The organism is Streptomyces violaceoruber, assembly GCF_033406955.1.
GTDB classification, from domain to species: Bacteria; Actinomycetota; Actinomycetes; order Streptomycetales; family Streptomycetaceae; genus Streptomyces; species Streptomyces violaceoruber.
In genome coordinates this window covers 1516137-1542393 of the sequence record NZ_CP137734.1, presented here as the reverse complement: position 1 = coordinate 1542393, position 26257 = coordinate 1516137, and the positions used below count along the sequence as shown (strand labels likewise).

At 72.6% G+C, this 26257-nt stretch carries 24 protein-coding genes and 1 pseudogene; 12 read left to right on the top strand and 13 right to left on the bottom strand.

The window, feature by feature from the left end:
- Nucleotides 1-10: 10 nt before the first annotated feature.
- A complete protein-coding gene (locus R2E43_RS06915) occupies nt 11-274 on the top strand; it encodes a hypothetical protein (RefSeq protein ID WP_003972640.1) in 264 nt (87 codons plus the stop codon).
- 161 nt (nt 275-435) lie between these two features.
- Here R2E43_RS06915 and R2E43_RS06910 read toward each other — a convergent pair whose 3' ends face one another.
- Nucleotides 436-1110: a ScbR family autoregulator-binding transcription factor gene (locus R2E43_RS06910; protein ID WP_003972639.1), complete on the bottom strand. Its 675-nt coding sequence runs from the start codon at nt 1108-1110 to the stop codon at nt 436-438.
- A gap of 237 nt (nt 1111-1347) precedes the next feature.
- On the opposite strand from R2E43_RS06910, the gene R2E43_RS06905 reads away from it, so the two are divergent.
- The 7 genes from R2E43_RS06905 (at nt 1348) to R2E43_RS06875 (ending at nt 8147) form a co-directional block, all read left to right on the top strand.
- Complete coding sequence (locus R2E43_RS06905) at nt 1348-2154, top strand: thioesterase II family protein (RefSeq protein ID WP_003972638.1); 807 nt, start codon at nt 1348-1350, stop codon at nt 2152-2154.
- A 145-nt stretch (nt 2155-2299) separates the two neighbouring features.
- The gene (locus R2E43_RS06900) at nt 2300-3145 is read left to right on the top strand and encodes an AfsR/SARP family transcriptional regulator (RefSeq protein ID WP_016327685.1); all 846 of its coding nucleotides are present in this window, start codon (nt 2300-2302) and stop codon (nt 3143-3145) included.
- A gap of 180 nt (nt 3146-3325) precedes the next feature.
- Complete coding sequence (locus R2E43_RS06895; protein ID WP_408649138.1) at nt 3326-4489, top strand: NAD(P)/FAD-dependent oxidoreductase; 1164 nt, start codon at nt 3326-3328, stop codon at nt 4487-4489.
- Nucleotides 4486-4740, top strand: a complete 255-nt coding sequence (locus R2E43_RS06890) for a (2Fe-2S)-binding protein (RefSeq protein ID WP_326648099.1) — start codon at nt 4486-4488, stop codon at nt 4738-4740. Before R2E43_RS06895 ends, R2E43_RS06890 begins: the two co-directional genes overlap by 4 nt.
- Nucleotides 4733-6250, top strand: a complete 1518-nt coding sequence (locus R2E43_RS06885) for an FAD/NAD(P)-dependent oxidoreductase (RefSeq protein WP_332056017.1) — start codon at nt 4733-4735, stop codon at nt 6248-6250. Before R2E43_RS06890 ends, R2E43_RS06885 begins: the two co-directional genes overlap by 8 nt.
- Complete coding sequence (locus R2E43_RS06880; protein ID WP_011030799.1) at nt 6247-7143, top strand: dihydrodipicolinate synthase family protein; 897 nt, start codon at nt 6247-6249, stop codon at nt 7141-7143. The genes R2E43_RS06885 and R2E43_RS06880 overlap by 4 nt, the downstream gene beginning before the upstream one ends.
- 2 nt (nt 7144-7145) lie before the next feature.
- On the top strand, nt 7146-8147 hold the full coding sequence (locus R2E43_RS06875) for a proline racemase family protein (protein ID WP_011030800.1): 1002 nt from the start codon (nt 7146-7148) through the stop codon (nt 8145-8147).
- Nucleotides 8148-8391: 244 nt separating this feature from the next.
- Here the strand turns inward: R2E43_RS06875 and R2E43_RS06870 are convergent, their stop codons facing one another.
- Nucleotides 8392-9069: a GntR family transcriptional regulator gene (locus R2E43_RS06870; RefSeq protein ID WP_016327688.1), complete on the bottom strand. Its 678-nt coding sequence runs from the start codon at nt 9067-9069 to the stop codon at nt 8392-8394.
- Between the two features lie 259 nt (nt 9070-9328).
- Here R2E43_RS06870 and R2E43_RS06865 point away from each other — a divergent pair, with 259 nt between their 5' ends.
- A complete protein-coding gene (locus R2E43_RS06865) occupies nt 9329-11299 on the top strand; it encodes an ABC transporter ATP-binding protein (RefSeq protein WP_332056016.1) in 1971 nt (656 codons plus the stop codon).
- On the opposite strand, the gene R2E43_RS06860 is transcribed toward R2E43_RS06865, so the two are convergent.
- From R2E43_RS06860 to R2E43_RS06840, 5 genes are all read right to left on the bottom strand, one after another.
- Complete coding sequence (locus R2E43_RS06860; RefSeq protein ID WP_003972629.1) at nt 11238-11717, bottom strand: thioesterase family protein; 480 nt, start codon at nt 11715-11717, stop codon at nt 11238-11240. The genes R2E43_RS06865 and R2E43_RS06860 overlap by 62 nt on opposite strands.
- Nucleotides 11714-12670 carry a 3-hydroxyacyl-CoA dehydrogenase NAD-binding domain-containing protein gene (locus R2E43_RS06855; RefSeq protein WP_189285365.1) on the bottom strand — a complete coding sequence of 319 codons (957 nt, stop codon included), beginning with the start codon at nt 12668-12670 and terminating at the stop codon, nt 11714-11716. The genes R2E43_RS06860 and R2E43_RS06855 overlap by 4 nt, the downstream gene beginning before the upstream one ends.
- On the bottom strand, nt 12667-13593 hold the full coding sequence (locus tag R2E43_RS06850) for a BKACE family enzyme (protein WP_016327689.1): 927 nt from the start codon (nt 13591-13593) through the stop codon (nt 12667-12669). The genes R2E43_RS06855 and R2E43_RS06850 overlap by 4 nt, the downstream gene beginning before the upstream one ends.
- A 106-nt stretch (nt 13594-13699) precedes the next feature.
- Nucleotides 13700-14557, bottom strand: a complete 858-nt coding sequence (locus R2E43_RS06845) for a TetR/AcrR family transcriptional regulator (protein ID WP_003972626.1) — start codon at nt 14555-14557, stop codon at nt 13700-13702.
- Between the two features lie 118 nt (nt 14558-14675).
- Nucleotides 14676-16523: a glycoside hydrolase family 3 protein gene (locus R2E43_RS06840; RefSeq protein ID WP_093457306.1), complete on the bottom strand. Its 1848-nt coding sequence runs from the start codon at nt 16521-16523 to the stop codon at nt 14676-14678.
- A 256-nt stretch (nt 16524-16779) separates the two neighbouring features.
- Here R2E43_RS06840 and R2E43_RS06835 point away from each other — a divergent pair.
- Nucleotides 16780-16992, top strand: a pseudogene (locus R2E43_RS06835) (DUF6215 domain-containing protein); the annotation flags it as partial.
- A 68-nt stretch (nt 16993-17060) separates the two neighbouring features.
- Here R2E43_RS06835 and R2E43_RS06830 read toward each other — a convergent pair.
- From R2E43_RS06830 to R2E43_RS06805, 6 genes are read right to left on the bottom strand one after another with little or no spacing between them, the layout of a single operon-like run.
- Entirely contained in the window at nt 17061-18032 is a 972-nt protein-coding gene (locus R2E43_RS06830) for a fumarylacetoacetate hydrolase family protein (RefSeq protein ID WP_319217684.1), read from the bottom strand.
- A gap of 47 nt (nt 18033-18079) precedes the next feature.
- Nucleotides 18080-19012: a VOC family protein gene (locus tag R2E43_RS06825; RefSeq protein ID WP_003972622.1), complete on the bottom strand. Its 933-nt coding sequence runs from the start codon at nt 19010-19012 to the stop codon at nt 18080-18082.
- A 5-nt stretch (nt 19013-19017) separates the two neighbouring features.
- Nucleotides 19018-20016 (bottom strand): amidohydrolase family protein, encoded by a 999-nt coding sequence (locus R2E43_RS06820; RefSeq protein ID WP_259332916.1) that lies wholly within the window; start codon nt 20014-20016, stop codon nt 19018-19020.
- Between the two features lie 50 nt (nt 20017-20066).
- Complete coding sequence (locus R2E43_RS06815; RefSeq protein ID WP_319217686.1) at nt 20067-21197, bottom strand: FAD-dependent oxidoreductase; 1131 nt, start codon at nt 21195-21197, stop codon at nt 20067-20069.
- Between the two features lie 23 nt (nt 21198-21220).
- Nucleotides 21221-22183: a cyclase family protein gene (locus tag R2E43_RS06810; protein WP_332056015.1), complete on the bottom strand. Its 963-nt coding sequence runs from the start codon at nt 22181-22183 to the stop codon at nt 21221-21223.
- Entirely contained in the window at nt 22180-23181 is a 1002-nt protein-coding gene (locus R2E43_RS06805; protein WP_136208144.1) for a fumarylacetoacetate hydrolase family protein, read from the bottom strand. The genes R2E43_RS06810 and R2E43_RS06805 overlap by 4 nt, the downstream gene beginning before the upstream one ends.
- 127 nt (nt 23182-23308) lie before the next feature.
- Here R2E43_RS06805 and R2E43_RS06800 point away from each other — a divergent pair, with 127 nt between their 5' ends.
- A complete protein-coding gene (locus R2E43_RS06800; protein ID WP_332056014.1) occupies nt 23309-24280 on the top strand; it encodes a LysR family transcriptional regulator in 972 nt (323 codons plus the stop codon).
- Between the two features lie 461 nt (nt 24281-24741).
- On the top strand, nt 24742-26085 hold the full coding sequence (locus tag R2E43_RS06795) for a cytochrome P450 (protein WP_003972616.1): 1344 nt from the start codon (nt 24742-24744) through the stop codon (nt 26083-26085).
- Nucleotides 26086-26257: the final 172 nt, after the last annotated feature.

Here is a 26257-nt window from a genome sequence, read left to right as displayed (position 1 = left end):
AGGAGGACACATGGCGAACCCCATGTCCGAGATCCTGTCGGCCCAGTCGTGGCGCATCACCAGCGGCTCGCCCAGCGCCGAGGAGGTCGCCGCGGTCGCGGTGGTCCTGTCCGCGGCCATGGCCGCGGAAGCGGCCCGCGCTGCCGAGGACGAGCGCGAGCGCTCCGGCGAACGGCGCCGTGCGGGCGCCCGCTGGCTCCCTTCCGCGGCCCGGCGACGCGCCGCGACCTCGTGGGCGTCCCCGGCGTCGCCGAGCTGGCGGAACGCGGCGTAGCAACGTGCGGTGGCCCGGACCCCGGAGCGGGGTTCCGGGTCACGAGCAGGCGCGGAGGGCCGGGTACGCACGTCCGGTACGGCCCCGCGGACGTCGGCCGGCCCGGTATCCGGACGGCCGGCCGCGGCGCGGCGCGGCCGGGCCGCGACGCGGGGTCCGGTTCAGTGCGGCGCGTCCTGCCGCTCCGGCCACCAGCGCGGACCCGGCACAACGCCGCCCGGGGCACTGGTGCCTTCCGGAGCGACCGGTCCCGTGCCGTTGTCCGCCGAGATCCGCGGCAGCAGCAGCCGCCACAGCCGGGTGAACATCTCCCGCGTCGACCACTGCGGATCCGTCCGTCCCATGGCCTCGAACCCCAGCGTCGTCGCTGCGATCACCGCCAGCGCGTCGCCCGTGGCGACGTCGTCAGCCAGGGCGCCGTCCAGGGCGACCACGGTCAGGCCGCTGCTCACCCAGTCCACCCAGTGGCGGCGCAGATCGGCCCGTTCCTTCCAGGTCGTGTCCCCGCTCAGCCCGAAACCGGCCCGCAGCACGACATCGTCCTGGAGTCGCTGGGCCAGCGTGTGCGAGGTGTCGACGAGGGACTGGAGCGAGGGCGTGGTCCCCTCCGGCCACGCGTGGGCGATCTGCCGGAGCACCGACAACGCCTCGCCCTGCACCGCCTCGGCCACCGCGTTCTTGTTCGCGAAGTGGAAGTGCAGTGCCCCGTTGCTCACCCCGGCCCGGGAGCTGATCATCGTGAGCGACGCGGGCGCGAACCCCTCCTGGTCGAACACCTCGGCGGCGGAGAGAATCAGAGCTCGACGCGTACGTGCCGCCCGCTCCTGCTTGGTCATGTCGTGCTCCGTGGTCGCGATCGTCGAGCCCCAAGGCGGGATAAGTGGCACCCCAGTGTCACGTGCCGCCCCCACCGGGCAGTAATCGCGCGACCACCACGCGCTCCCTCTGGCGGATCTCATGCTGTCCACCAGCGGCAGGGTCCACCCTGGTCCCGTCCGCTCCGGTCCTGGCCCGCACCGCGTCGGGTTCGCCGCGGGCGGGCCGCACTCGTCGAACGGTAAGGGGAAAAGGCGATGGGAAGTGACTGGTTCAGGCGGTTCGGTCCCGCACCCGACAGCGACGTCCGGCTGATCTGCCTCCCGCACGCGGGCGGCGCCGCGGGAGCGTTCCTCGCGCTGGCGCGGGAGCTGACGCCCGAGTTCGACGTCCTGTCCGTGCAGTACCCGGGCCGTCAGGACCGCAGGCGGGAACCGCCGCTCGCGGACATCGGCCTGCTGGTGGACGCGCTCGCCGGGGAGATGGCCCCGCTCGCCGACCGCCCCCACGCGTTCTTCGGGCACAGCATGGGCGCGCTGCTCGCCTACGAACTCGCCCGCGAACTGCGGCGGCGCGCCCTGCCCGGACCGTGCCACCTGTTCCTGTCCGGCCGGTTCGCGCCCACGCCGCAGGGCAGTGACAGCGACCGGCTGGACACCGACGAGAAGGTCATCGCCATGATCCGCCGGCTCGGCGGCACGGTGGGGAAGGTCTTCGACGACCCGGACGTGATGGAGATGGTGATGCCGCCGCTGCGCGCCGACTACCGCGCGGTCGGGGCCTACACCTGGCAGCCGGGTCCGCCGCTCGCCGTCCCGGTCACCGTCCTGGTCGGGGACCAGGACCCCGTCGTTCCCGTGGCGGCGGCCGCCGCGTGGCGCGAGCACACCACCGCCGGATCCGACCTGAGGGTGTTGCCGGGCGGTCACTTCTATCTCGACCAGAGCGTGCCGGAGGTCGCCGGTATCGTCCGGTCCGCACTGCGCGCCACGGCCGTACCCGGCCCCGGGTGGCGGGCGTTGCTTCATGGTGAGTCCCCAGTGGGTACTCCTGGCCCACAATGAAACGGACCGCTCGGTCTCTTCTCTCGACTCCGCGGTCCCGCCACCCGGCGGCCGGTGAGTCCCGCGTTCCGCGGCGGCCGGATCTCCGTGTACGTACGACATCCGCGGCACGGCAAACCGTGTGCCGGGACAGGAGTGTGAGGCAGTGCGGTTCAATCTCATGGGCCCGTTCGAGATCGTCGGCGACGACGGCAGGGTGCACCTGCCCACCACGCCCAAGGTCTGCCAGACACTCGCCCTGCTGCTGACCCGGCCGAACGAGATCGTCGCGGCGGACTCGGTCATCCAGGAGCTGTGGGGCGACGACCCGCCGCGCAGCGCCCACGCCACCGTCCAGACCTACATTCACCAGGCGCGCCGGATGTTCCGCGACCGGCGGCTCACCGACGACGAACGCCGGCCGCTGGCCACCCACGCCCCCGGCTATCTCATCCGGGTCGCCGACGAGGAGGTCGACAGCACCGTCTTCCAGCGGCTCGTGGACCGGTCGAGGACGGAACTGGACCAGGGCCGACCGCAGTCCGCCGCCGACAGCGCACGCACCGCGCTCGCCCTGTGGCGTGGCCCCGTGCTGTCCAACGTCCCGGTGGGCCGGGCGCTCACGGCGCGCGTCGTGCACCTGGAGGAGGTCCGCATACGAGCACTGGAACTGGCACTGGAGGCGGACCGCCGGCTCGGCCGGGAACGCGGATCGATACCCGAACTGCGTTCGCTGGTACACGACTTCCCGCTCAACGAGTGGTTCCACGGGCGACTGATCCGCGCGCTGCACCGGGCCGGCCGGCGTGCGGAGGCGCTGGAGGCGTACCAGTGTCTCTACCGGATCCTGGACACCGAGCTCGGTCTCGAACCCTCGCCGGAGATCCAGCGCCTCCAGTCCGAGGTGCTCGACCCGCCGCCGGGCATCGGTCCGTCGCTGCTCGGTTCCGACGACCTCCTCGCCCCGTACGACGGCCACCGCGACCGGGTCGGCGCTCCGCTCCGGGCGTGACGCGCCCGATCTCGACCCGGCCGGTGCCCTGACCGGCCCGGGCGCCCGGGTCGATTGCTCACCCGCTCCGAGCGCCGGCGGTGAAGTGGGCGTTGTCTTCCGCCTGCCGGATGTATAGCCTCACTCATGGCATGTGACATTGCACAGTGAGGTGCGTGCACGGAGGAGGAGCCGTTGACCCTGAAGGTCGTCGTCGTGGGCGCGGGAGTCGTGGGCGCCGCCTGCGCCTTCCACGCCGTCTCGGCGGGCATGGACGTCACGGTCACCGACCGCGGTCCCGTAGGCGCCGGGACGACCAGCCGCGGAGAGGGCAACGTCCTCCTCTCCGACAAGGCACCCGGCCCCGAGCTCGCCCTGGCACACCTGAGCCGCACGCTGTGGGACGAGGCCGGCCGGGAGCTGGGACCCGACTCCCTCGAACTGGAGGCCAAGGGCGGCCTGGTGGTCGCGAGCGGCGTCGAGAACCTCGCGGCGCTCCAGGAGTTCGCCGCCCGGCAGGAGGCGGCCGGGGTCCGCGTCGAGCAGGTCGACCAGGTGCGGGACCTGGAACCCCACCTCGCGCCCGGGATCCCCGGCGGCGTCCACTACCCGCAGGACGCGCAGGTGCAGCCGGTGCTGGCGGCGGCCGTGCTGCTGCGGGCCGCCGTACGGCGCGGTGCGCGCTTCCACCCGGGCGAGGTGGCCGGGGCGGTGACCGGCCGGGACGGCCGCGTCACCGGTGTGCGGACGGCCGCCGGTGACGTGCTGCCCGCCGACGCCGTCGTCAACGCCGCCGGGACCTGGGGCGGTGAGGTCGGGCGGCGGCTCGGCGCCCCCGTCGAGGTGCTGCCGCGCCGCGGCTTCGTCCTGGTGACCGAACCGCTGCCGCCGATGGTCCGGCACAAGGTCTACTCCGCCGACTACGTGGCCAACGTCGCCTCCTCCGACGCGGGCCTGGAGACCTCGTGCGTCGTGGAGGGCACGCGCGGCGGCACGATCCTCATCGGCGCCAGCCGGGAACGCGTCGGTTTCGACACCACGATGAACACCGCCGTGGTAGCCCGGCTCGCGGCCCAGGCGTGCCGCCTCTTCCCCTTCCTGCGCGGAGTCCATCTGATGCGCGCCTACCGCGGCTTCCGGCCGTACTGCCCGGACCACCTGCCGGTGGTGGGCCCCGACCCGCGGGTGCCGGGCGTCGTCCACGCGTGCGGCCACGAGGGGGCCGGCATCGGCCTCGCCCCCGCCACCGGCGCGCTCGTCACGGCCCACCTGCTCGGCCGGCCCTGGCGGGGCGCCGATCCGGCCGCCCACACCGCCCTGCTTCCCGACCGCTTCCTCACCACCCCCGGAGGTGCGCCCCAGTGAACGAGATCGTCGTCGACGGCGAGCCCCTGCCGTACACCGAGGGCCAGACCGTCGCCGCGGCCCTCGTCGCGGCGGGCCGTGTCGCCTGGCGCACCACCCGCGTCGGACACCGCCCGCGTGGCGTCTTCTGCGGCATCGGCGTCTGCTTCGACTGCCTCGTCACCGTCGACGGAGCCCGCGGGCAGCGCGCCTGCCTGGTGCCGGCCCGGCCCGGCATGACCGTCACGACCCTGGAGGGTGACGATGACTGAGCCCGCGGACCTCGTCGTCGTCGGCGCGGGCCCGGCAGGCATGGCCGCCGCGGCCACGGCGCTGGCCGGTGGACTGCGCGTCGCCCTGCTGGACTCCGGAACCGCCCTCGGCGGTCAGTACTGGCGCCACCCGCCCGAGCACGCGCGAGCGGCCGTACCGACCGACGACCTGCACCACGGACTGGACCGGTACCGCGCCCTGTGCCGGGCGCTGGCGGCGCACCGGACGGCGGGCCGGCTCGACCTGCGCCTGGAACACCACGCGTGGTCCGCGGTCCGCGAGGGCGACGGATTCGCGGTCCATGCGGCCGACCGCCGCGAGGCGCCGCGGGAGACCGCCGTCGTCCTGCGGGCGCCGAGACTCCTGGTGGCCACCGGCGCCTACGACCGTCAACTGCCCTTCCCGGGATGGGACCTGCCCGGCGTGCTGACCGCGGGCGGGATGCAGGCCCTGCTCAAGGGCGGCTCGGTGGCCGCCGGCAGCCGGGTCGCGCTGGGCGGCACCGGCCCGTTCCTGCTGCCGGTCGCCGCCGGACTCGCGGCCCGCGGCGTCGAGGTGGTCGCGGTGTGCGAGGCGGCCCACCCGCGGGCCTGGCTGCGGCACCCCGGCCCGCTGCTGAGCAACCCCGACAAGTGGGCCGAGGGCGCCGGGTACGCCGCCACGCTCGTGCGCCACCGCGTCCCGGTCCGCCCGCGCACGGCCATCGTCGCCGCGGAGGGCGGCGAACGCGTGACGTCGGTACGGATCGCCTCGCTGGCCCCGGACGGCAGCCCGCGCCCGGGTACGGAACGACGCGTGGAGGTGGACGCCGTCGGCGTCGGCTGGGGCTTCGCACCCCAGCTCGACCTGCTCGTTCCCCTCGGGGCTTCGCTCACGGACTCGGCGGACGGCAACGCGGTGGTCGCGGTCGACAGGGGCCAGCGCACCACCGTCCCCGGCCTCTACGCGGCGGGGGAGACGTGCGGGGTGGGCGGGGCGGCACTCGCCGTGAACGAGGGCCGGCTGGCCGCGGCGTCGGTCCTCGCCGACGCCCGCGCCACCACCGTGCCGATGAACAGGCGCCTGGCGGCGCTGCGTTCGGCGGTGGACCGGCAACGCGCCTTCGCCCGGGCGATGGCGCTGGCCCATCCGGTTCCTCCGGCCTGGTCCTCGTGGCTGACCGACGAGACCGTCGTGTGCCGCTGCGAGGAAGTGACCGCCGGCGCGATCCGGACCGCCCGCGCCGACGGCGCACCCGACCACCGGCAGATCAAGCAACTGACCCGGGCCGGCATGGGCTGGTGCCAGGGGCGGATGTGCGGACCCGCCGTGCACTGCCTCACGACGCGGCACCGGGCCTACGAGCCCGCGGAACGGCTCGTCGCGACGCCCGTCACCCTCGGGGCCCTCGCCGACCTCGACGAAGACCCGCCGGTGTCGACGGCATCGCCCGTATCGGCGGCATCGCCTGTACCGGCGACTTCGACGGAACCGACGGACAGCAGTGAAACCGACAAGGAGTGTCCATGAGCGAGACCCGCAAGCCCTGGCACGGCGTCATCGTCGCCACCAGCCTGCCGTTCGACGACGATCTCTCGGTCGACTTCGGCGCGTACGGCGAGAGCGTCGCCCACCTCGCCGCGCAGGGGATGCACGGCGTCGCGCCGAACGGATCGCTGGGCGAGTACCAGACCCTCACGTACGAGGAGCGCGACCGCGTCGTCGAGACCGCCGTCGCCAACGCCCCCGAGGGCTTCACCGTCATGCCGGGCGTCGGCGCCTACGGCGGTCGCGAGGCCGAGCGGCACGCCCGGTTCGCCAAGGACGCGGGCTGCCAGGCCGTCATGTGCCTGCCGCCCAACGCCTACCGCGCCGACGACCGCGCGGTGCTCCAGCACTTCGAGCGGGTGGCCTCGGTGGGCCTGCCCGTCACCGCGTACAACAACCCCATCGACACCAAGGTGGACCTGCGCCCCGACCTGCTGGCCAAGCTGCACGCCGAGGGGTACATCGTCGGGGTCAAGGAGTTCTCCGGCGACGTCCGGCGCTGCTACGAGATCTCCGAGCTGGCCCCCGGCCTCGACCTCATGATCGGCACCGACGACACCGTCCTTGAGGTCGCCCTCGCCGGGGCCAAGGGCTGGGTCGCCGGCTATCCGCAGGTCTTCCCCCGGGCCTGTCTCGCGCTGTACGAGGCGTCCGTCCGGGGCGACCTGGAGGCGGCGCTGCCGCTCTACCGGCAACTGCACCCGGTGCTGCGGTGGGACAGCAAGACGGAGTTCGTCCAGGCCATCAAGCTCGGCCAGGAGCTGACCGGCCGCCGTGGTGGCCCCTGCCGCCCGCCGCGACAGCCGCTCGCCCCGGAGACCGAGGCGGTCGTGCGCGCCGCCACCCAGGCCCTCGTCGACGCCGGGGTGAACTGACGATGCGTTCGACGGTCTGCTACCACGCCGTCGACTCGCACACCGAGGGGATGCCCACCCGCGTGATCACGGGCGGGGTGGGCGTCCTCCCCGGCGCCACGATGTTCGAGCGGCGGCAGCGGTTCGTCGCGGAACGCGACCACCTGCGCACCCTGCTCATGTGCGAACCGCGCGGACACGCGTCGATGTCCGGGGCCATCCTGCAACCCCCCACCCGACCGGACGCCGACTACGGCGTGCTCTTCATCGAGGTCTCCGGCTGCCTGCCGATGTGCGGGCACGGGACCATCGGTGTCGCGACGGTCCTGGTCGAGACCGGCATGGTCGAGGTCACCGAGCCGGAGACGACGGTCCGGCTCGACACCCCGGCCGGACTGGTCACGGCCCGGGTAAGGGTGCGCGACGGCCACGCCGAGTCGGTGACCCTGGAGAACGTCGCGTCGTACTCCCATGCCCTCGACCAGGTCGTCGACGTCCCCGGACACGGGGAGGTGCGCTACGACATCGCCTACGGCGGCAACTTCTACGCCTTCGTCCGGACCGACGACCTCGGCATCCCCTTCGAGCGGGCGCACAAGCAGCCGCTGCTGGACGCCGGACTGGCCGTCATGGACGCGATCAACAAGCAGAACCCGGTGTCCCACCCCGAGAATCCGGACATCGACGTGTGCCACCACGTCTACCTCGAAGCGCCCGGATCGACCGCGGAGCACTCGCGGCACGCCATGGCGATCCATCCGGGATGGTTCGACCGCTCGCCCTGCGGCACGGGCACCAGCGCCCGCATGGCGCAACTGCACGCCCGTGGCCTGCTGCCGGCCGGCCGGGACTTCGTCAACGAGTCGTTCATCGGCTCCCGCTTCGTCGGGCGCGTCCTCGGGGAGACGACGGTCGGGGGCCGCCCGGCCGTCCTGCCCTCCGTCACCGGCCGGGCCTGGATCACCGGCACCGCGCAGTACCTGCTCGACCCCTCGGACCCCTACCCGGCGGGTTTCACCCTCTGAGCACGGGACCACCCCCGCGGCCCGGGGCGGCCTCGCGCCACCCCGGGCCTCGGCGCGTCGATCGCTCCCGCGCCGGGTCCGCGCCGGGTCAGTAGCCGGTTGCGACGGTCACCCGTCGAAGCCGTCCACCGCGTCAGGCTGACGCAGTGGGTGCCGGCGTCGGACGGGATCACGGCCCAACGGCTCCCGCCGTCATCAAGTGGCCTGCATCGAAGGGGACTTGAGGGCGAGGGTGCTCTTCGGCTCAGTCCTCGGCGTTCGTCCTGCCGTCCGCCCACAGTGTGCGGACGTGCGCGAGATGGCGGCGCATGCACTCCTCGGCCTCGCCGCCGCGGCCGGCCGCCATCAGGTCCAGGAGGTCGACGTGCTCCTGGGCGGAAGCGACCAGCCGCCCCGTCTCGTTCAGGCTGCCCAGCCCGAACAGGCGCGAACGCTTGCGCAGATCGGCCACCACCTCCACGAGATGGTGGTTGCCCGCCAGGGCCAGCAGCTCCAGGTGGAACCGGTGATCGGCTTCGAGGTACTTGAGGACGTCGTGCTTCCGGGCCGCGGTGACGATCTGCTGTGCCAGCGGGCGCAGCGCCTCCAGTTGCTCCGCGGTCGCCGTCGCGGCGACGCGGCCCACGGTGGGAACCTCGATCAGGGCTCGGATCTCGGTGAACTCGTCGAGGTCCCGCTCGGTCATCTCGGTGACCCGGAAGCCCTTGTTGCGCACCGCTTCGACCAGGCCCTCCCTGGCCAGGTCCAGCATGGCCTCGCGCACCGGAGTCGCGGAGACGCCCAGCTCGGCGGCGAGGGTGGGGGCGGAGTAGACGACCCCCGGACGCAGGTCACCGGCGATGAGGGCGGCGCGGAGCGCGTCGCCGACCTGGTCGCGCAGATGGGTCTGGACGGAGATCGCCTGGGACTTGAGATGCGGCATCCGTGCTCCTGCGTCCTGCGCCCGACCAGCCAATGACCTCCCACTATACAATGTCACGTTGCGTCGAAAGCCGGTGCGGGCCCACGCGTCGAGTCCCGCGGCGACGGCGCGCATCGCGGCCTCGTGGAAGGCCCGGACACCCCGGAACGGGCGGCGGCGCCGTGCGGTGTCCGGTTATCGACGGTCCGCGTTAAATGCCTGGACTGTGGACCCCGTCCGACGGGAGACTTCCGGCTTCCGAACCTCCGGGAGTGTGACGGTGACGACAGACACGCGAGGACCGGCCCCGGGCAGGAGCGCGGTCGTCCTGGCGCTGCGCCACTACGGCCGGGAACTGCTGCGCCTGCGGCGGCTGGCCCTGCCCGCGCTGCTGCTGCCGGCCGTGGGCAACATCGGCATCCGCTACATCGCGCCCCTGCTGATCGCCAAACTGGCCGGGCAGGCCGCCGACGACGGCGGTCTCACCCTGGGCCGGGCGCTGCCGTACGTGCTGGGCTTCGGCCTGACACTGCTCCTCGCCGAGGCCGTCTGGCGGGTCGGGCAGCACTGCCTGAACCGCGTGGACGCCCTCGGCATGGAGCACCTGTACGTGAGCGGCATGGACGAACTCCTCGCCAAGGACGCCGCGTTCTTCCACGACAACTTCGCCGGCTCCCTGACCAAACGGGTGCTCAGCTTCGGCAAGCGCTTCGAGGACTTCGTCGACACGGTGACGTACCGGATCGTGGGCAGCCTCGTCCCCCTGGTGTTCGGGGCCGTGGTCCTGTGGAGCTACGAACCGATGCTCGTCGTCGGCCTGTTCCTGATGATCGGGCTGACGGTGGTGGCCGCGACACCGCTGATCCGGCGCAGGCAACGGCTCGTCAACGACCGGGAGGCCGCGATCGCCCGGGTCTCCGGCCATGTCGCCGACAGCCTCATGAACATGGAGACCGTCCGGGCGTTCGCGGCCGAGCGGCGGGAGGCGGCCGAACACCGCGGCAGGGTCGCGGACTCCCGGCGCCTGACGCTGAGATCGTGGGACTACGGCAACCTGCGCGTCGACACCCTGATCGCGCCCATGTCCGTACTGACCAACGTCCTGGGCCTGTTGGTCGCCATCGCCTTCGGCGGCCCGGGCCAGGGGGTGGAGGAGGTCGTCGTCGCCTTCACCTACTACTCCAACGCCACCCAGATCATGTTCGAGTTCAACCAGATCTACCGGCGGCTGGAGAGCTCGACGACCGAGGCCGCCCAGTTCACCGAGTTGCTGCTTGATCCGCCCACCGTGGTCGACGCCGACGCGCCCGCACCCCTCGCGCCGCGGGACTCCGGCATCCGCTTCGAGGCGGTGACCTTCGCGCACGCGGGCGCGAAGCCGATCTTCCGGGGGCTCGACCTGGACGTGCCCGCGGGCGCCCGGATCGGCCTGGTCGGCAGGTCGGGCGGCGGCAAGACCACGCTCACCCGCCTCCTGCTGCGGATGTCGGACATCGAGCGCGGACGCATCCTGATCGGCGGTCAGGACATCAGCCTGCTGCGCCAGAGCGACCTGCGCTCTCTGATCGCCTACGTCCCGCAGGAACCCGCCATGTTCCACCGCAGTCTGCGGGACAACATCGCCTTCGCCCGGCCCGGCGCCACCGACGAGGAGATCCACGCGGCCGCCGCGGCCGCACACGTCACCGAGTTCGCCGACCAGCTCCCGGACGGCTTCGGCACGCTGGTGGGGGAGCGCGGGGTGAAGCTGTCCGGCGGTCAGCGCCAGCGCGTCGCCCTCGCCCGGGCCATCCTGCGCGACGCCCCGGTCCTGCTGCTCGACGAGGCGACCAGCGCGCTGGACTCGGAGAGCGAACTCCTGGTCCAGGACGCCCTGTGGCGGCTGATGGACGGACGTACGGCCCTCGTGGTCGCCCACCGCCTGAGCACCGTCGCCGGCATGGACCGCCTCGTCGTCCTCGACCGCGGACGTGTCGTCGAGCAGGGCCCCCACGAGAAGCTGCTCGCGGCGGACGGCGCCTACGCCAGGCTGTGGCGGCACCAGTCGGGCGGCTTCCTCGGCGAGAGCACCGGCCCGTCGGTCGACGGGGACGGCCGCGACGACGGGGACGGTCGTGACGACGGGGACGGTCGTGACGACGGGGACCGCCGCGACGCCGGGGACCGCCGCGGCGGCGGTCCCCCGCACGTCAGGCCACGGCGGGGATCGAGCGGCCCGCCCAGTGAGGAGGCGGCTCGGTCAGCTCCGTGAAGCGGCGCCGGACCGACTCGGGGAACTCGGTGGCCCGCCCCGCCTGCTGGTCGACGTGGACCGCGAGCAGCTCGGTCGTCGCGACCGCGGCCGCGTCGGGCGCCGGCTCCGCCTCCGGCCCGGGCACCACGTACATCTCGTGCGTGAAACGCGCCTTGCGGGCCGCCGCGCCCAGCACACGGGTGCGGACGGCCAGATGTGCCCCCTCGGACACGTCGCGGAGGAAGCGGATGTGGGACTCGACCGTGTAGAGGGAACAGCGGGTGGACTCGCGGTAGCCGGAGTCCAGGCCCGTCCCGGTCATCAGCGCGTCCGTGGCGTGACCGAAGACGAGGACGTAGAAGGCCTCGCTCAGGTGGCCGTTGTAGTCGATCCACTCCGGTCGGACCGTGCTGTGGAGCAGCGGGAGCCCGGTCATCGGGAGTCCTCCTCGGGGCCCAGGCGGCCGGTGGCGCGCAGTACCTCGACGACGCCCCGGTCGCGTTCGGCCACCAGGTCGGCGATGGAGCGGCCGTCCGCCGCCTCGTCGCAGCCGGCCACCACCGCGTCGTACAACTCCTTGTCCAGTTCCGGCGCCGCCAGGCGCGTCCACGGCGACTTCAGGGACGGGCCGAAGTGGTCCAGCATGTGCGCCATGCCGCCCTCGCCGCCCGCGAGCGCGAACGTCAGCATCGGCCCCATCACCGCCCAGCGCAGCCCGGGTCCCTCGGTGATCGACAGGTCGATGTCCCGGACCGTCGCCTCGCCGCTCGCGACCATGTGCAGCGCCTCCCGCCACAGCGCCTCCTGGAGGCGGTTCGCGATGAAGCCCGGCACCTCGTTGTCCATCGTGATGACGGACTTGCCCGCGACCTCGTAGAAGCGGGAGGCCCAGGCCACCGCCGCCGCGTCGGTGCGCTCGCCGCCGACGACCTCGACGAGCGGGATGAGGTAGGGCGGGTTGAACGGGTGACCGACGACCAGGCGCGAGGGGTCCGCGGCCGTCGTCTGCATGTCGGTCATCGGATAGCCGGAGGTGGACGAGGCGATGACCACGCCGGGTGGTGTCGCCGCGTCCAGGCGGGCCAGCAGATCGCGCTTGAGGGCGAGCTTCTCGGGCGCGCTCTCCTGGACGAACTCGGCGTCCGCGACGGCTTGTTCCAGGGTGCCGGTGACGGTGAGCCGGTCCGTCGACGTGCCCTCGGCGAGGCCGAGCCGGGTGAGCGTCGGCCACGCCGCCTCGACCAGGCGGCGCAGCCTCGGTTCGGCGTCGGGCGCCGGGTCCCAGGCGGTCACTTCGTAGCCGCGCGCCAGGAAGTGGGCCACCCAGCCGCCGCCGATGACTCCGGCGCCGACACAGGCGACGCGGCGGACGTTCTCGGGCGAGGTCATCGGATGCGCTCCTTCGTCGGCGCGGCGGACCGGTCGCGGGGCCGGAGACCGAGGGTGGCGCGGGCCTCGTCCGGCGTCGCGACGCGGGCGCCCATCGACTCGGTGAGGGTCACGGCCCGTTCCACGAGCTGGGCGTTGGTCGCCTTGTTGCCCCGGCCGAGGTACAGGTTGTCCTCCAGGCCCACGCGGACGTGGCCGCCGAGCAGGATGGACTGCGCGACCCACGGCATCTGCATCCGGCCGAGCGCGAAGCTCGCCCAACGCGCGCCGTCCGGCAGCATGCCGACCATCGACTGGAGGACCCCGGGGTCCGCGGGCGCGCCCCACGGGATGCCCATGCACAGCTGGAAGACGGTCGGGTCGTCGAGCAGGCCCTCGGCGAGCAACTGCTTGGCGAACCAGAGCTGACCGGTGTCGAATATCTCCAACTCGGGCCGCACACCCAGCTCCTGGATGCGCCGTGCGCCCGCGCGCAGCATGTCGGGAGTGGAGACGTAGAGGTTCGAGCCGTCGCCGAAGTTGAGCGAGCCGCAGTCCAGCGTACAGATGTCGGGAAGCAGGTCCTCGACGTGCGGAAGGCGCTCCAGGCCGCCGACGAGGTCGGTGCCGGGCAGGTGGGTGAGTGGATCGTCCGGGTCGATGACCAGATCGCCGCCCATGCCGGCGGTGAGGTTGATGACGACGTCGGTGCCCGTCTCCTTGACGCGCTCGACGACCTCCCGGTACAGCTTCGGGTCGCGGGAGGGGTCGCCGGTCTCCGGGTCGCGTACATGGATGTGGACGACGGCCGCTCCGGCGGCGGCCGCCTCGACGGCGTTCCTGGCTATCTGTTCCGGGGTGACGGGGACGTGGGGGCTCTTGCGGACGGTGTCGCCGGCGCCCGTGAGCGCGCAGGTGATGATGACGTTCTCGGTCATGGGCATGCGGGGGCCTCCCGAGGTCTTCCCACTCCGGCGGTGCCGGGGCAGGGTGCGGGCAGGGGCAGGGGCAGGGGCAGGGGCAGGGGCAGGGGCTTCCGCGGCTCGGGCGCTACGGAGCCAGGATGGTGTCGTTGACGTGGGTGGTCAGCGCCGTGTGCATCGCGTCCGCGGCACCGGCGGACGCCGTTCCGTCCACCGACAGGACGTGCGTCGCCAGGCCGTCGATCAGAGCGGTCAGCGTCAGTGCCGCCGCCTGCGGGTCGAGCCCGGCGCGGAAGACGCCCTGTCCGACACCGCGGCGTACGACGTCGGCGACGGTCTCGCGCCACTGCCGGTAGTACTCGGAATGCAGACGGCCCACCGTCGTGGAGCGAGCGGCCTCGGCCCACAGGTCGAGCCACACCGCCCACTGGCGGCGCTGCTGCGCGGTGCGCGGCGTCTGCAACGCGATGAGCTGGGACAGCTCCGCCGCCGCGTCGTCCGCCTCGGCGAGACGGGCGGCACGGCGCGCGGTGTCCTCGTCCATGCACCAGCGCACGGCCGCCTCCAGGAGCTCGGCGCGCCCCGGGAAGTGGTAGTGGATCGCGGCACTGCTGGTGGCGCAGGCGCGGGCGATGTCGGCGACCCGCACCGCGTGGAATCCGTGCTCCGCGATCAGCCGGACCGTCTCGCGGACGATCTGCAGCGGTCGCCCGCCCTCGACATGGGTCGCCGGTGGCGTGGCCTTCTCGCGGGACCGGGTGCCGAGCAGCCGGCCCGCGTCGATCCGCCCCTCGTCGGCGATCCGTGCCAGCTCCGCGACCGTGAAGCGGCGGGTGCCGCTCAGCGAACGCGACAGCTTGGACGGATCCATGACGACGCGGCGCGCGAACTCGCGCTGACTGACACCCGCGGCCGCGATGACCTCGCGGACGCGGGCGGCGGTGTCGGCGTTCGGTGCGCCGCCGGGGACGTCGTCGGTTTCCACGGGCCACGACCTTAGACATGTGTTGCGGAAAACTCAACATGTCCGAAGGGGAAACCGCTGAACCAGTAGCCCGTTGAGACCCTGACTGTCGCATCAGTCAGGGGACGGGCAACGGCCGTCAGCGCCCCCAGTGGCCGTCGTACGACAGCCCGTGCCCGGCGCGGAAGAGGACCTCGGCCGGGTCGTCGGCCCGCTGGACGGGCACGGGCAGCTTGCCGCGCGGCTCGACCCGGCCGGCGATCACCCGGGCCGCGGCGCGCAGTTCGACCTCGGTCCAGCAGTAGGAGGCCAGCGAGGCCCGGACGTCGCCGAGGTGGGCGATGTCGTAGGGGTTGCGGACCGCGAGGTGGACGACCGGCACTCCCGTCGCGAGCAACCGGGACACCAGGGTGCGCTGGGCGCTGGTGGCGTTGACGTTGTCGGTGGTGACCACCACCGCGTCCCGTCCCCGCGCCGCGGCCACCGCCTCGTCGATCTTCGCCGCGTCGGGCGCCCGGCCGGTGGCGAGATGGGAGGTGCGGTAGCCCAGTTCGTCGAAGGCCGCGGCCAGCTCGGGCACCGTGGTGCGGGTGTCGTCGGTCGGGAAGGCCGGGCTGGCGCCGACCACGAGCAGCCTCCGCTGCCGACGGCGCAGCGGGAGCGCCTCGTCCTCGTTGACCAGCAGGGTGGTGGTGCGTTCGGCGATCCGCGCGGCGGCGAGCCGGTGCCCGCGGGCGCCGACGACCCGGTCGACCTCCTTGCGGGAGGCGTAGGGGCTCCCGTCGAACAGGCCGGCCTTGTCCTTGACGCGCAGGATGCGCAGGACCGACTCGTCGAGCCGCTCCTCGGTGATCTCGCCGGCGCGGACGGCGGTCAGGACCCCGTGGTAGGCGACGTCGATGTCCGGCGGGAACAGCAGTTGGTCCGCACCGGCCTTGAGGGCGAGGACGGGCACGCGGTCGTCGCCGTACTTCGTACGGACGCCTTGCATGTTGAGGGCGTCGGTGACGATCACGCCGTCGAATCCGAGTTCGTCGCGCAGCACGCCCTGGAGGATCGCGGGCGACAGGGTGGCCGGGTCGTTGCTGGGGTCGAGCGCGGGGACCTGGAGGTGCGCGGTCATGATCGAGTCGACACCGGCTGCGATCGCGGCCCTGAAGGGCGGGGCGTCGACGCGCTCCCACTCCTCGCGGGTGTGGGTGATCACCGGCAGACCGGTGTGGCTGTCCTGACCGGTGTCCCCGTGGCCCGGGAAGTGCTTGGCGCAGGCCACGACGCCGACCTGCTGGTACCCCGTCACCTGGGCCGCCACCATGCGGCCGACCTCGCGGGCGTCGGCGCCGAAGGAGCGGACGTTGATGATGGGGTTGGCCGGATTGACGTTGACGTCGGCGACCGGGGCGAAATTCTGATGGATGCCCATGGCCGCGAGTTCGGTGCCCGATATCCGCCCGGCGGTGCGCGCGTCGGAGAGCGAGCGGCCCGCGCCGAGCGCCATCGCGCCCGGCAGCTGGGTGGCGCCGCTGCCGATGCGGACGTTGACCCCGTGCTCCTGGTCGATGGAGATCAGGGACGGAATGGGCGTGGGCAGGGCGAGCGAGGCCCGCTGCACACCGTTCGACAGGTCCGCGATCTGGTGGGGGTCCTGGATGTTGTTCGCCCAGCCGTGGAAGTAGATGACTCCGCCGATGTGGTACTTGGCGATGAGCTCGGCCACGGTGCGGACGCCGAGTTCCCCGAGGTTGCGGTCCTGGTCGAACTGGCTGGGGGAGGTCGCGGACGTTCCGTAGAAGTACGGGACGAACAGCTGGCCGATCTTCGCCTCGATGCTCATCCGGGAGATGATCTTCTTGAGGCGCCGGTCGCGCCGGTCGCGCCCGTGCGCGGCCGCGGGGGTGGCCACGGCACCTACGACGCCCGTCGCGCTCGCGGCGACGACGGTCGCGGAGGCGATGACGGTTCGTCTGGACAGACTCCGGTCCTGCATGCGGACATGCTCCTTCCAGCCTTGCCCATCAGGGGAATTGAAGGAAACGTGGAGAACTCCGAACAGCGGGAAACGTAGCCCGCCGATCTGGGCAGGACAAGAGGTCTAGACAAAATAGGTCTAGACAAAAGGCCGAGGCGGATCCGACTCCAGGCGTACGAAGGGGAACGCCCGCCCGGCCCGGCGCAAGGCCGAGGCGCTGCCGTCGGAGGGCAGGCCCATGAACCCGCACAGCCGGCGTGCCGTGTGGGGGCGGCGCGCCGAGATCAACCTGGGGAGCGGCGGGTCCGGCGGACCGGTGGAGCAGGGCCCCCTGGCCCGAACCCTGTCCGTGGCCCTCGACGGCAAGGACCCGGGCGGCTACTACGAGATCACCGTGTGGAGCACGTCCGGCGCCCTTCCGGAGGACAGGGTCCTCCTCGGCATCGCGGAGAAGGTACTCCCCACGCTTCCCGAACGGACCGTGTGACGGAGGGCGCGGGCGGCAAGTGCGGGTGCCGGAGACGGACTCCACCCCGCCCGTGTGCGGTCAGGCGCTCACGGCCGCTCCCGGCTGCGCCGTCGGCCGGCCGGCAGCGGTACGGGGTCCGGGCCGGGAACGACGGTGTTCGTCAGGGTGCCGATGCCCTGCACGGTCAGGGCGACGGTGTCGCCCGCCCGCAGCGGCGGCGGGTCCTGCTTTCCGCGCCGGCCCCACAGTTCGGCCAGACAGCCGCCGTTGCCGCAGGTGCCCGAGCCGAGGACGTCGCCGGGGACGACGCGGGTGCCGCGGGAGGCGTAGGCGGTCATCTCCTCGAAGGTCCAGCTCATGTTGGACAGCAGGTCCTCGCCGACCCTCTCACCGTTGACCTCGGCGGTCAGGGCCAGGCGCAGGAACCCGTCGGCGTCCCGGTACGGCTCCAGCTCGTCGGCGGTGACGAGGTACGGGCCGAGGGTGGTGGCGCCGTCCTTGCCCTTGCAGGGACCGAGGCCCACCGTCATCTCCGCGCCCTGGAGGTCGCGTGCGGACCAGTCGTTGAACACGGTGTAGCCGACGATGTGGTCGCGGGCCTGCTCGGGGGTGAGGTCGCGGCCCTCCCGCCCGATCACCGCGCCGACCTCCAACTCGAAGTCCAGCACGGCCGAACCGGGCGGTACCGGGATGTCGTCCCGGTGGCCGTGGATCGCGTGCGGGTTGGTGAAGTAGAAGGTCGGCGCCGCGTACCACTGCTCGGGGACCCCGGCGACGCCGTCGACCGAGCGGCGTACGCCCTCGACGTGCTCCTCGAACGTGACGAAGTCCCGTACCGACGCGGGCCGCAGCGGGGCCAGCAGCCGCACCTGGGACACGTGGGGGCCGCGCGGGACGCCGAGGGCGGCCCGGCCGGCGGCGAGCAGGCCGGGCAGTCCGTCGGCCCGCGCGAGCAGGTCGGTGAGTGAGGTGACGCCGGGCAGCGGGCGGAGGGAGCCGTCCTCCTCCACGACGGCCACGCGGTGACGGTGGCGGTGTTCGTAGGCGGCGAAACGCATGGTCCGGCTCCTGTTGTGCGGGGGTGGTCGGTCGAGGTGGACGCGGATCAGACCGGCGGGGCGACGAACACACCGCGGTCGGGGTCGTTGAACGACTCCTTGGCGACCAGTTCGTTCATGGGGTTGGCGGTGCCCCACTGGTCGGTGACCTCGGGCCGGGAGAAGTCGTAGACGTGCGGGTGCCAGGTGTCCTCGTCCAGGTTCTCCAGCTCGGTGGTGTACTCGACGGTGTTGCCGTGCGGGTCGAGGAAGTACGTGAACGTGTTGTCCCCGGCCAGGTGCCGGCCAGGACCCCAGATCTTCCTGAAGCCCGCCCGCATGACCCGGCCCGAGCCGCGCATGTACTCGTCGAGGCCGCGCATCTCGAAGGAGATGTGGTGCAGGGCGGTGTGCGGGCCCTTCGCGAGGGCCATCGAGTGGTGCTGGTTGCTGATCCGCATGAAGTGCATGACCTCGCCCATGTGCGGCGAGCTGAGCGTGTCGGACAGGGCGAAGCCGAGGTGGCGCTCGTACCACTCGCGGGTGCGGTTGAGGTCGGGGGAGTTGAGGACGACGTGGGAGAGCTTGACCGGGATGGACTCCTTCTCCTCGATCCTGCGGTGCTGCCGCACCTCGACGTCGGCGGAGACCTCGATGGTGCGGCCGTCGACGTCGAAGAAGCGGAAGCCGTAGCCGCCGCCGGGCGTGTCCACCGTGCCCGGCCGGGAGATCAACTGGACGCCGCCCGCGAGCAGCCGCTCGGCGAGGGTGTCGACGTCCGCCGCGCTCGCGGCGCCGTAGGAGACGAGGTCGAGGCGCTTCTCCTCGGCCTTGCGCAGCCGTACGACGTACTGCTCGGGGGAGCCCTCGGCGGCCAGGAAGGAGATGCCGGAGTCCTCGGCGACCTTGGTCAGGCCCCAGACGCCGGAGTAGAAGTCGAGCTGCTTGTCGTAGTCCGGCACGGCGAGGTCGACGTGCCGCAGGTGGGTGAGCAGGCGCATGGCGGTCAGTCCTTCCGGAGGAGGGCGGCGGCGTTTCCGCCTCGTACGGCGTGGAAGTCGGAGTCGGTGAGGCGGGCTGCGCGCAGGGCGCCGACCGGGTCCTCGGTGCCCATGTCGAAGGGGAAGTCGGAGCCGAGGAGCACCCGGTCCGCACCGGCCGCCCGGATCAGCTCCCGCAGCACGTGCCGGTCGTGGACCAGGGAGTCGAAGTACAGGCGCTTCAGGTAGCTGCTGGGCGGGTGCGCGCAGCCGGCGCCCGCGTCGGAGCGGGCCGACCATGCGTGGTCGGAGCGGCCGATGTGGGTGGGCAGGTAGCCGCCGCCGTGCGCCGCGATCAGCCGCAGGCGCGGGTGGCGGTCGAGGACACCGGAGAAGATCAGGTGGGAGAGGGCGACGGCGTTCTCGGTGGGCTGGCCGACGGTGTTGGACAGGTACCACTGGTCCAGCCGCTCGTCGAGGGTGCATCCGAAGGGGTGCAGGAAGATGATCGCGCCGGTTTCCCCGGCCCGGGTCCAGAAGGACGCGTAGGCGGGGTCGGACAGCTCCCGGTCGGGGGCGTGGCTGGAGATCTCCACCCCGGCCAGGCCCTGCTCCAGGGCGTGGTCCAGGGCCCGGACCGCCTGCTCGGGGTGCTGGAGGGGGACCAGGCCGAGACCGCGCAGCCGCTCGGGGGCGGCCGAACAGTGCGCGGCCACGGCCTCGTTGGCGAGCCGGTACAGCTTCTCGGCGGTGTCCTCGTCGGTCCAGTAGTGGTAGTGCGAGGGGGAGGGGCTGACCAGCTGCACGTCCACGCCCTGGGCGTCCATCGAGGCCAGGCGCAGGGCGACATCGGTCATCCGGGGGACGCGGTCGCGCACCATGGGTCCGTTGACCGCGAGTGCGGCGGGACCGTTGCGCCGGGCGTCCAGCTCCCGGGCCCCGGCGTGGCCGGGCAGACCGGCCACGAGCGCTTCGACCTCGGGCAGCAGGACGTGGGCGTGCACGTCCACGGTGGGCGTGTGCACGGCTGGAGCGTTTGCGGCTGGAGTGGGCACGGCTGGAGTGGGCACGGCGGTCACGGCAGCTCCCGGAGCATGGTCATGGTGCGGCCCATCAGGCCGGGCAGGTCGGCGTCGCGGACGCCGTCGAGCTGCCACTGCCCGATCTGCACCGACGCCGCCACGACCGGCCGGACCCGGGCGATCCGCCGCTCGTAGTACGCCTGGAACAGGGCGTCGTCCCACACGTCGGACCCGGTCAGCATCTGGACGAGAACCCAGGCGTCCTCCAGGGACAGCGCGGCGCCCTGGGCGAGGGTGGGCGGGCAGCAGTGGGCGGCGTCACCGACGAGCACCACTCGGCCGCGGTGCCAGGAGCCCTCGACCAGCAGCCGGTCGAACCAGGTGTAGTTGACCTTCGCCGGGTCGGTGATGTGCTCGGTGATGTCCGGCCAGAAGCCGCCGTAGTGCCGGGTCAGGCCGCGCATCTCGTCCGCGTACGACGCGGGCGGTATCCCGGCGCGGTCCCGGTTGGCCTCGACGACGTACGCGTACAGGGTGGTCTCGCCGGTCGGGCAGTAGCCGGCGATGTGGGCCGGGCCGCCGTAGGCGAGGTCGGTGCGGGTCAGGCCGGCGGGACGCGGTGCGGCGATGCGCCAGATGGCCATGCCGGTCGGTTCGGGCTTGTCGGTGATGCCGATCGCGGCCCGGGTGGCGGAACCGAGGCCGTCGGCGGCGACCACCAGGTCGTAACGGTGCTCGGAGCCGTCGGAGAGCCGGACGTGCACACCGTCGGAGTCCTGGTCCAGGATCTCGGCCGTGGTGCCCAGCCGGACCGACGCCCCGCTCGCCCGCACCGCCTCGATGAGGATCTGCTGGAGCCGCGGCCGCTGCATGCCGACGGTGGCGGGCAGGTCGTCGCCGCCGGTGCGCAGGTCGTCCTGGACGTGCAGGACGGTGCCGTCGGGGGTGGTGATGCCGACCGAGCCGAAACCGAATCCGGACGCCTCCACCTGCTCCCAGACGCCGAGTTCGCGCAGCACGCGCAGGGCGTTGCCCTGGAGGGTGATGCCGGAGCCGGCGGTGGCGTTCCAGTCGTCCTTGGCCTCGACCAGGTCCACGGTGAGACCGGCGCGGCGCAGCAGGATCGTCACGGCGTTGCCGGCCGCGCCGCCACCGACGACGAGGACCGTGCGGGGCTGGATCATGAAGAACTCCCTTGTTCCTCGGTCTACTTGACCGCGATCGGGTTGACGGGTGAGCCGACCGCGCCGGTGATGGGCAGGGGCGCGGCGGTGAGCCAGAAGCCGTACTCGCCGTCCTCCGCGCAGTCCACGGCGAGGGCGTCCAGGTCCCACATCTCGCCGATCAGCAGGCCGATGTGGGGGATGGCGACCTGGTGCAGCGGCTGGAAGGCGTGCTCGAACTCGTTGGGGCGGACCTCGAAGCCCCAGGTGTCGGTGGCGATCGCGGCGACCTCGGTGCCGTGCAGCCAGCCGGCCGTGGTGAACGACAGGCCGGGGGCGGGCCCGCCCGCGTAGTCGCCCCAGCCCTCGCGGCGCGCCCGGGCGAGCCGGCCGGTGCGGACGAGGACGATGTCGCCGCGGCCCACCCGGACACCGTGCGCCCCGGCGGTCGCGGCCAGGTGCTCCTCGGTGATCGCGAACCCGTCCGGCAGCTCACCGTCCTCGCCGACGACCCGGCCGACGTCCAGGAGCACCCCCCGTCCGGCCACGTGCGGGGCCATGTGCTCGATGCCGGTGACCAGATCGCCGTCGGAGGTGACGACCTGCTCGGCGGGGCGGCCGTTCCACGCCTTGCCGTGGTCGAAGATGTGGCCGAGCCCGTCCCACTGCGTGGAGCACTGCAACGGCATCGCTATGACGTCGTCGGCACCGCCGATGCCGTGCGGGAAGCCCTGGTTTCCGAGGGCGGCGTCGGTGCCGGTGTCCAGCATGGTGTGCACCGGGTTGGTGCGGCGGCGCCAGCCCTTCTGCGGGCCGTTCATGTCGAAGCGCTGGGAGAGGGAGAAGCTGACGCCCCGCCGGACCAGTGCGGCACCCTCGCTGCGTTTGGCCCCGTCGAGGAAGTTCAGCGTGCCGAGCACGTCGTCCTCGCCCCAGCGGCCCCAGTTGGAGTACGCCTTCGCGGCGCGCGCTATGGCCCCCTCGGGGTCGGTGCGGTCCAGTGTCATCGGGCCGCCTCCGCCACACAGCGGGTGCGCTGGGCACCGAGCCCGGTGATCGAGGCGTCCATGACGTCGCCGTCGCGCAGCAGCCGGCCCCAGTGCATGCCGTTGCCGGCCGGGCTGCCGGTGAGCACCAGGTCGCCGGGGAGCAGCCGGGCGGTCTGCGAGGCGTAGGAGACCATCCGCGCCACGTTGAAGATCATGTCCTTGGTCGACTCGTCCTGCATGGTCTCGCCGTTGAGCTTCAGCGTCAGACGCAGGTCGCCCGGGTCCCCGACCGAGGCGGTGGGCACGATCCAGGGGCCGAGCGGCGTGAATCCGGGGGCGTTCTTGCTGCGCAGCCAGTCGGTGCCGATCTGCGGCATGTCCCGGCGGAAGACCGTGGCACGGTCGGTCAGGTCGTTGGCGATCGTGTAGCCCGCGACGTGGTCCAGGGCTTCCTCGACGGACACCCGGTGGGTCGGGCGGCCGATCACCGCCGCCAGCTCCAGCTCCCAGTCGGGCTTCTCGGCCCAGGCCGGGAGTACGACGTCGTCGTAGGGGCCGGTCACCGCGCTCGGCAGGCCGATGAACACGTACGGCAGGTCCTCGGCGGCCCGCCGGTCCATGATCTCGGCGGCCTCCGCGCGCCGCTCCTCCTCCGGCCGGTCGTCGTCCGGGGCCCGGTGCGCGACGTGCAGGTCGATGACGTGCTGCCGGTAGTTGGCTCCCGACTGGAACACCTGGCGCGGCTCCACCGGCGCGTGCACGCGGAACTCCGCCAGTGGCCTGCGCGCGGCGGCGTCGTCGACGGCCAGTGCGGCCAGCCGCGGCGCCACCGCGTCCCAGTCGTCGAGGAGCCCGCGCATGCTGAGGCCGGTGTCCTCGAAGGCGGACCGCAGGTCGGTCACCCGGGCGTCGGGAGTGACGAGAGCGGGGAAGGCAGCACCCTCGGGAGCGGAAAGGGTGGCCAGGGCGAAGGGTCCGGCGAAGAGGGCGGACGCGGCTTCAGGTTTCACGGACATGTCCTCCTGATTGCGGTGGCACTAATCTGGACCCGCCACTCGCGATCAGGGAAATCGATTCTATGGATGGCAGCCATCCATACGACGAATTCTCGCAGGTCGTCGCCGGACAGCAAGGAAGATCGCCGTGAATCTCGGTCGCCTGGACCTCAACCTCGTCGTCCCCCTGCGCGCCCTGCTGGAGGAGCGCAACGTGACCCGTGCCGGGCAGCGCGTCGGCCTCAGCCAGCCGGCGATGAGCGCGGCGCTCGCCCGCCTGCGCCGGCACTTCGACGACGACCTCCTGGCCCGGGTGGGCGGCCACTACGAACTCACCGCCCTCGGACAGGTCCTCCTCGACCGCGCGTCCACCGCCTACGACCTGCTGGAACGGCTGTTCGCCAGCCAGGCGGACTTCGACCCGGCCAGGGAGAGCCGTGAGTTCAAACTCGTGGCGTCCGACTACGCGGTCGCCGTCTTCGGCGCCGAACTCGCCCGGGTCGTGCACCAGGAGGCTCCGGGCATCCGGCTGCGCTTCGCCCAGACGCCGACCAGCGTGGTGGACGCCACGGACGCCCTGCTGAGCACCACCGACGGCCTGTTCATGCCGCACGGCGTCATCAGCGGTTTCCCCGCCACCGACCTCTACCAGGACCGTTGGGTCTTCCTCGTCGCCGACGACCACCCGAGTGTCGGCGACCGGCTGACCCGGGAAGACCTGGCCCGGCTGCCCTGGGTCACCTACCAGCGCACCTACGACGCCCCGGCCGTCCGCCAGCTCGGCATGCTGGGCATCGAGCCCCGCGTCGAGGTCTCCGTCGACAGCTTCCAGATCATGCCGCTGCTGGTCGACGGCACCCGGCGCATCGCCCTGATCCAGGCCCGCCTCGCCCGGCTCCTCGCCCCGCTCGCCGCCGTACGCGCGGTGGAGCCGCCCTACGAGGCGGTGCCGCTGAGCGAGGCGTTGTGGTGGCACCCGGTCCACACCCACGACGCGGCCCACATCTGGCTGCGCGAGACCGCCGCCCGGGTCGGCAGGCGGATGACCGAGGAGCGCCCCCGCCACCACCGCCGTCCTCCCGCTGCTGGCCCCAACAGCCATGAGACCCCTGAGAGTTGAGACTACGGTTTGGTCCCCGTTAGTCAACTGCGCCCTGTGCGACTACGCCTGTGGCTGTTGGACCCGCGCCAGAATGAGGAACGACGACATGGATGTCCATTCCGCGCCCGTGCCACCTCCGGGGCGCCCTGCTCACGACTCCGGTGCCAGGTGCCGCTGTACGGCCCGGACTTCGCGGCCGATCCGCAGGCGTACTACGACCACCGGACGGAGGGCCACTACACGGGCAACCGGGCCTCGCTCGCCTGGAACGCCGGCCCGCACGCCTGCCGGTCGCAGCGGCCGGCGACGGGTATCAGGGAAGTGGTACCAGTTCCCGGCCCGGCTGAGGAAGTGACCACACACCCCATGTGCTCTGCACGGTCGGCCGCACGACGTAACCTGCCTTCGAAGCAACGTCGTTGCCCCGTATCCCACCCCCGGTCCTCCGGGACCGCGCCCCAGGAGCAAGAACAGCACTCATGGACGCCACCACCCCCGCGGTGCCCCCGCCCGGATGCCCCGCCCACGCCGACGCGCGGATACCGCTGTACGGGCCGGACTTCGCGGCCGACCCGCACGCCTACTACGACTACGCACGGTCATACGGCCCCTCCGCACCCGTCGAACTCGCCCCGGGTGTCGACGCCTCCCTCGTCACCGACTACGCGACAGCACTGCGCCTGCTCCAGGACAACGGCACCTTCCGAAAGGACGCGCGCCGCTGGAAGGCCTTCAACGAGGGCCTGATCCCGGCGGACAGCCCCGTCGTCCCGCTGCTCGCCTACCGCCCCAACGCCATGTTCAGCGACGGCGCCGAACACCTGCGGCTGCGCCAGGCGATCACCGACGCCATGGCCCGCATCGACACCGCCCGGCTGGCTCGCAGCACCGAACAGATCTCGGACTACCTGATCTCCCAGTTCGGTTCCCGCGGCTCCGCCGACCTGATGGCCGACTACGCCAAGCAGCTCCCGCTGTTCGTCTTCAACGAACTCTTCGGCTGCCCCGCCGACATCGGCGACCGCATCCTGTTCGGCATTTCCGGCATGTTCGACGGCGTCAACGCGGAACGGGCCGCCGAGGTCCTCTTCGGTGCGGTCGGTGAGCTGGTGGCTCTCAAGCGCAGCCGCCCCGGCGAGGACGTGACCTCGTGGCTGATGCAGCACGAGACCAGGATGACCGACGAGGAGATGGTCTATCAGCTCTCACTGATCCTGGGCGCGGGTGCCGATCCGCTGCGCAACCTGATCGGCAACACCCTGCACCGCATCCTCATCCACGACGAGTACGCCCGCCAGGGCGGACTGATCGACGAGGCGATGGAGGACACCCTGTGGGAGAACCCTCCGGTGCCCAATCTCGCGCCCCACTATCCCGCCGCTGACGTGGAGTTCGCCGGGCAGAAGTTCGAGGCGGGCGAGCTGATCATGGTGAGTTTCGCCGCCGCGAACAACAGCCCGAGCCTGGCCGCCGCCCGGCAGTCCGGCAGCAACCGTTCCCACCTGGCCTGGAGCGCGGGCCCGCACGCCTGCCCCTCGAAGGACCCCGCCCGCCAGATCACCATGGCCGCCGTCGAGAACCTCCTCAACCGGATCCCCGACATCGCGGCCGCCGTGCCCGAGGACAGCCTGACGTGGCGCCCCGGGCCCTTCACCCGCGGCCTCACCGCGCTCCCGGCCCGCTTCACCCCGCTCCCGGCCCCCGACCGGACGCCTGCCCCGGCTCAGGCACCCGCGGGCGAGCGTGCCGAACAGTCCGGTACCGCGCGCAAGGCCGCGGGCACCGGCCGTTGGAGCCAGTTCCTCAACTGGCTCACGAGGTGACGCGCGCGACGAATTGCCGCGCCCCGCTGCCCGCCTAGCGGACCGAACCCGCCTGCGCGGCCGCGGGAAGGGGCTGCGCACCGTGCTGGGCAGCCCCGGGACAACCCAACGTCACTACCCGCGGGAAGCGGCCCGCCCTCAACAGGCGGGCGGCTTCCCGCATCACTCGGAG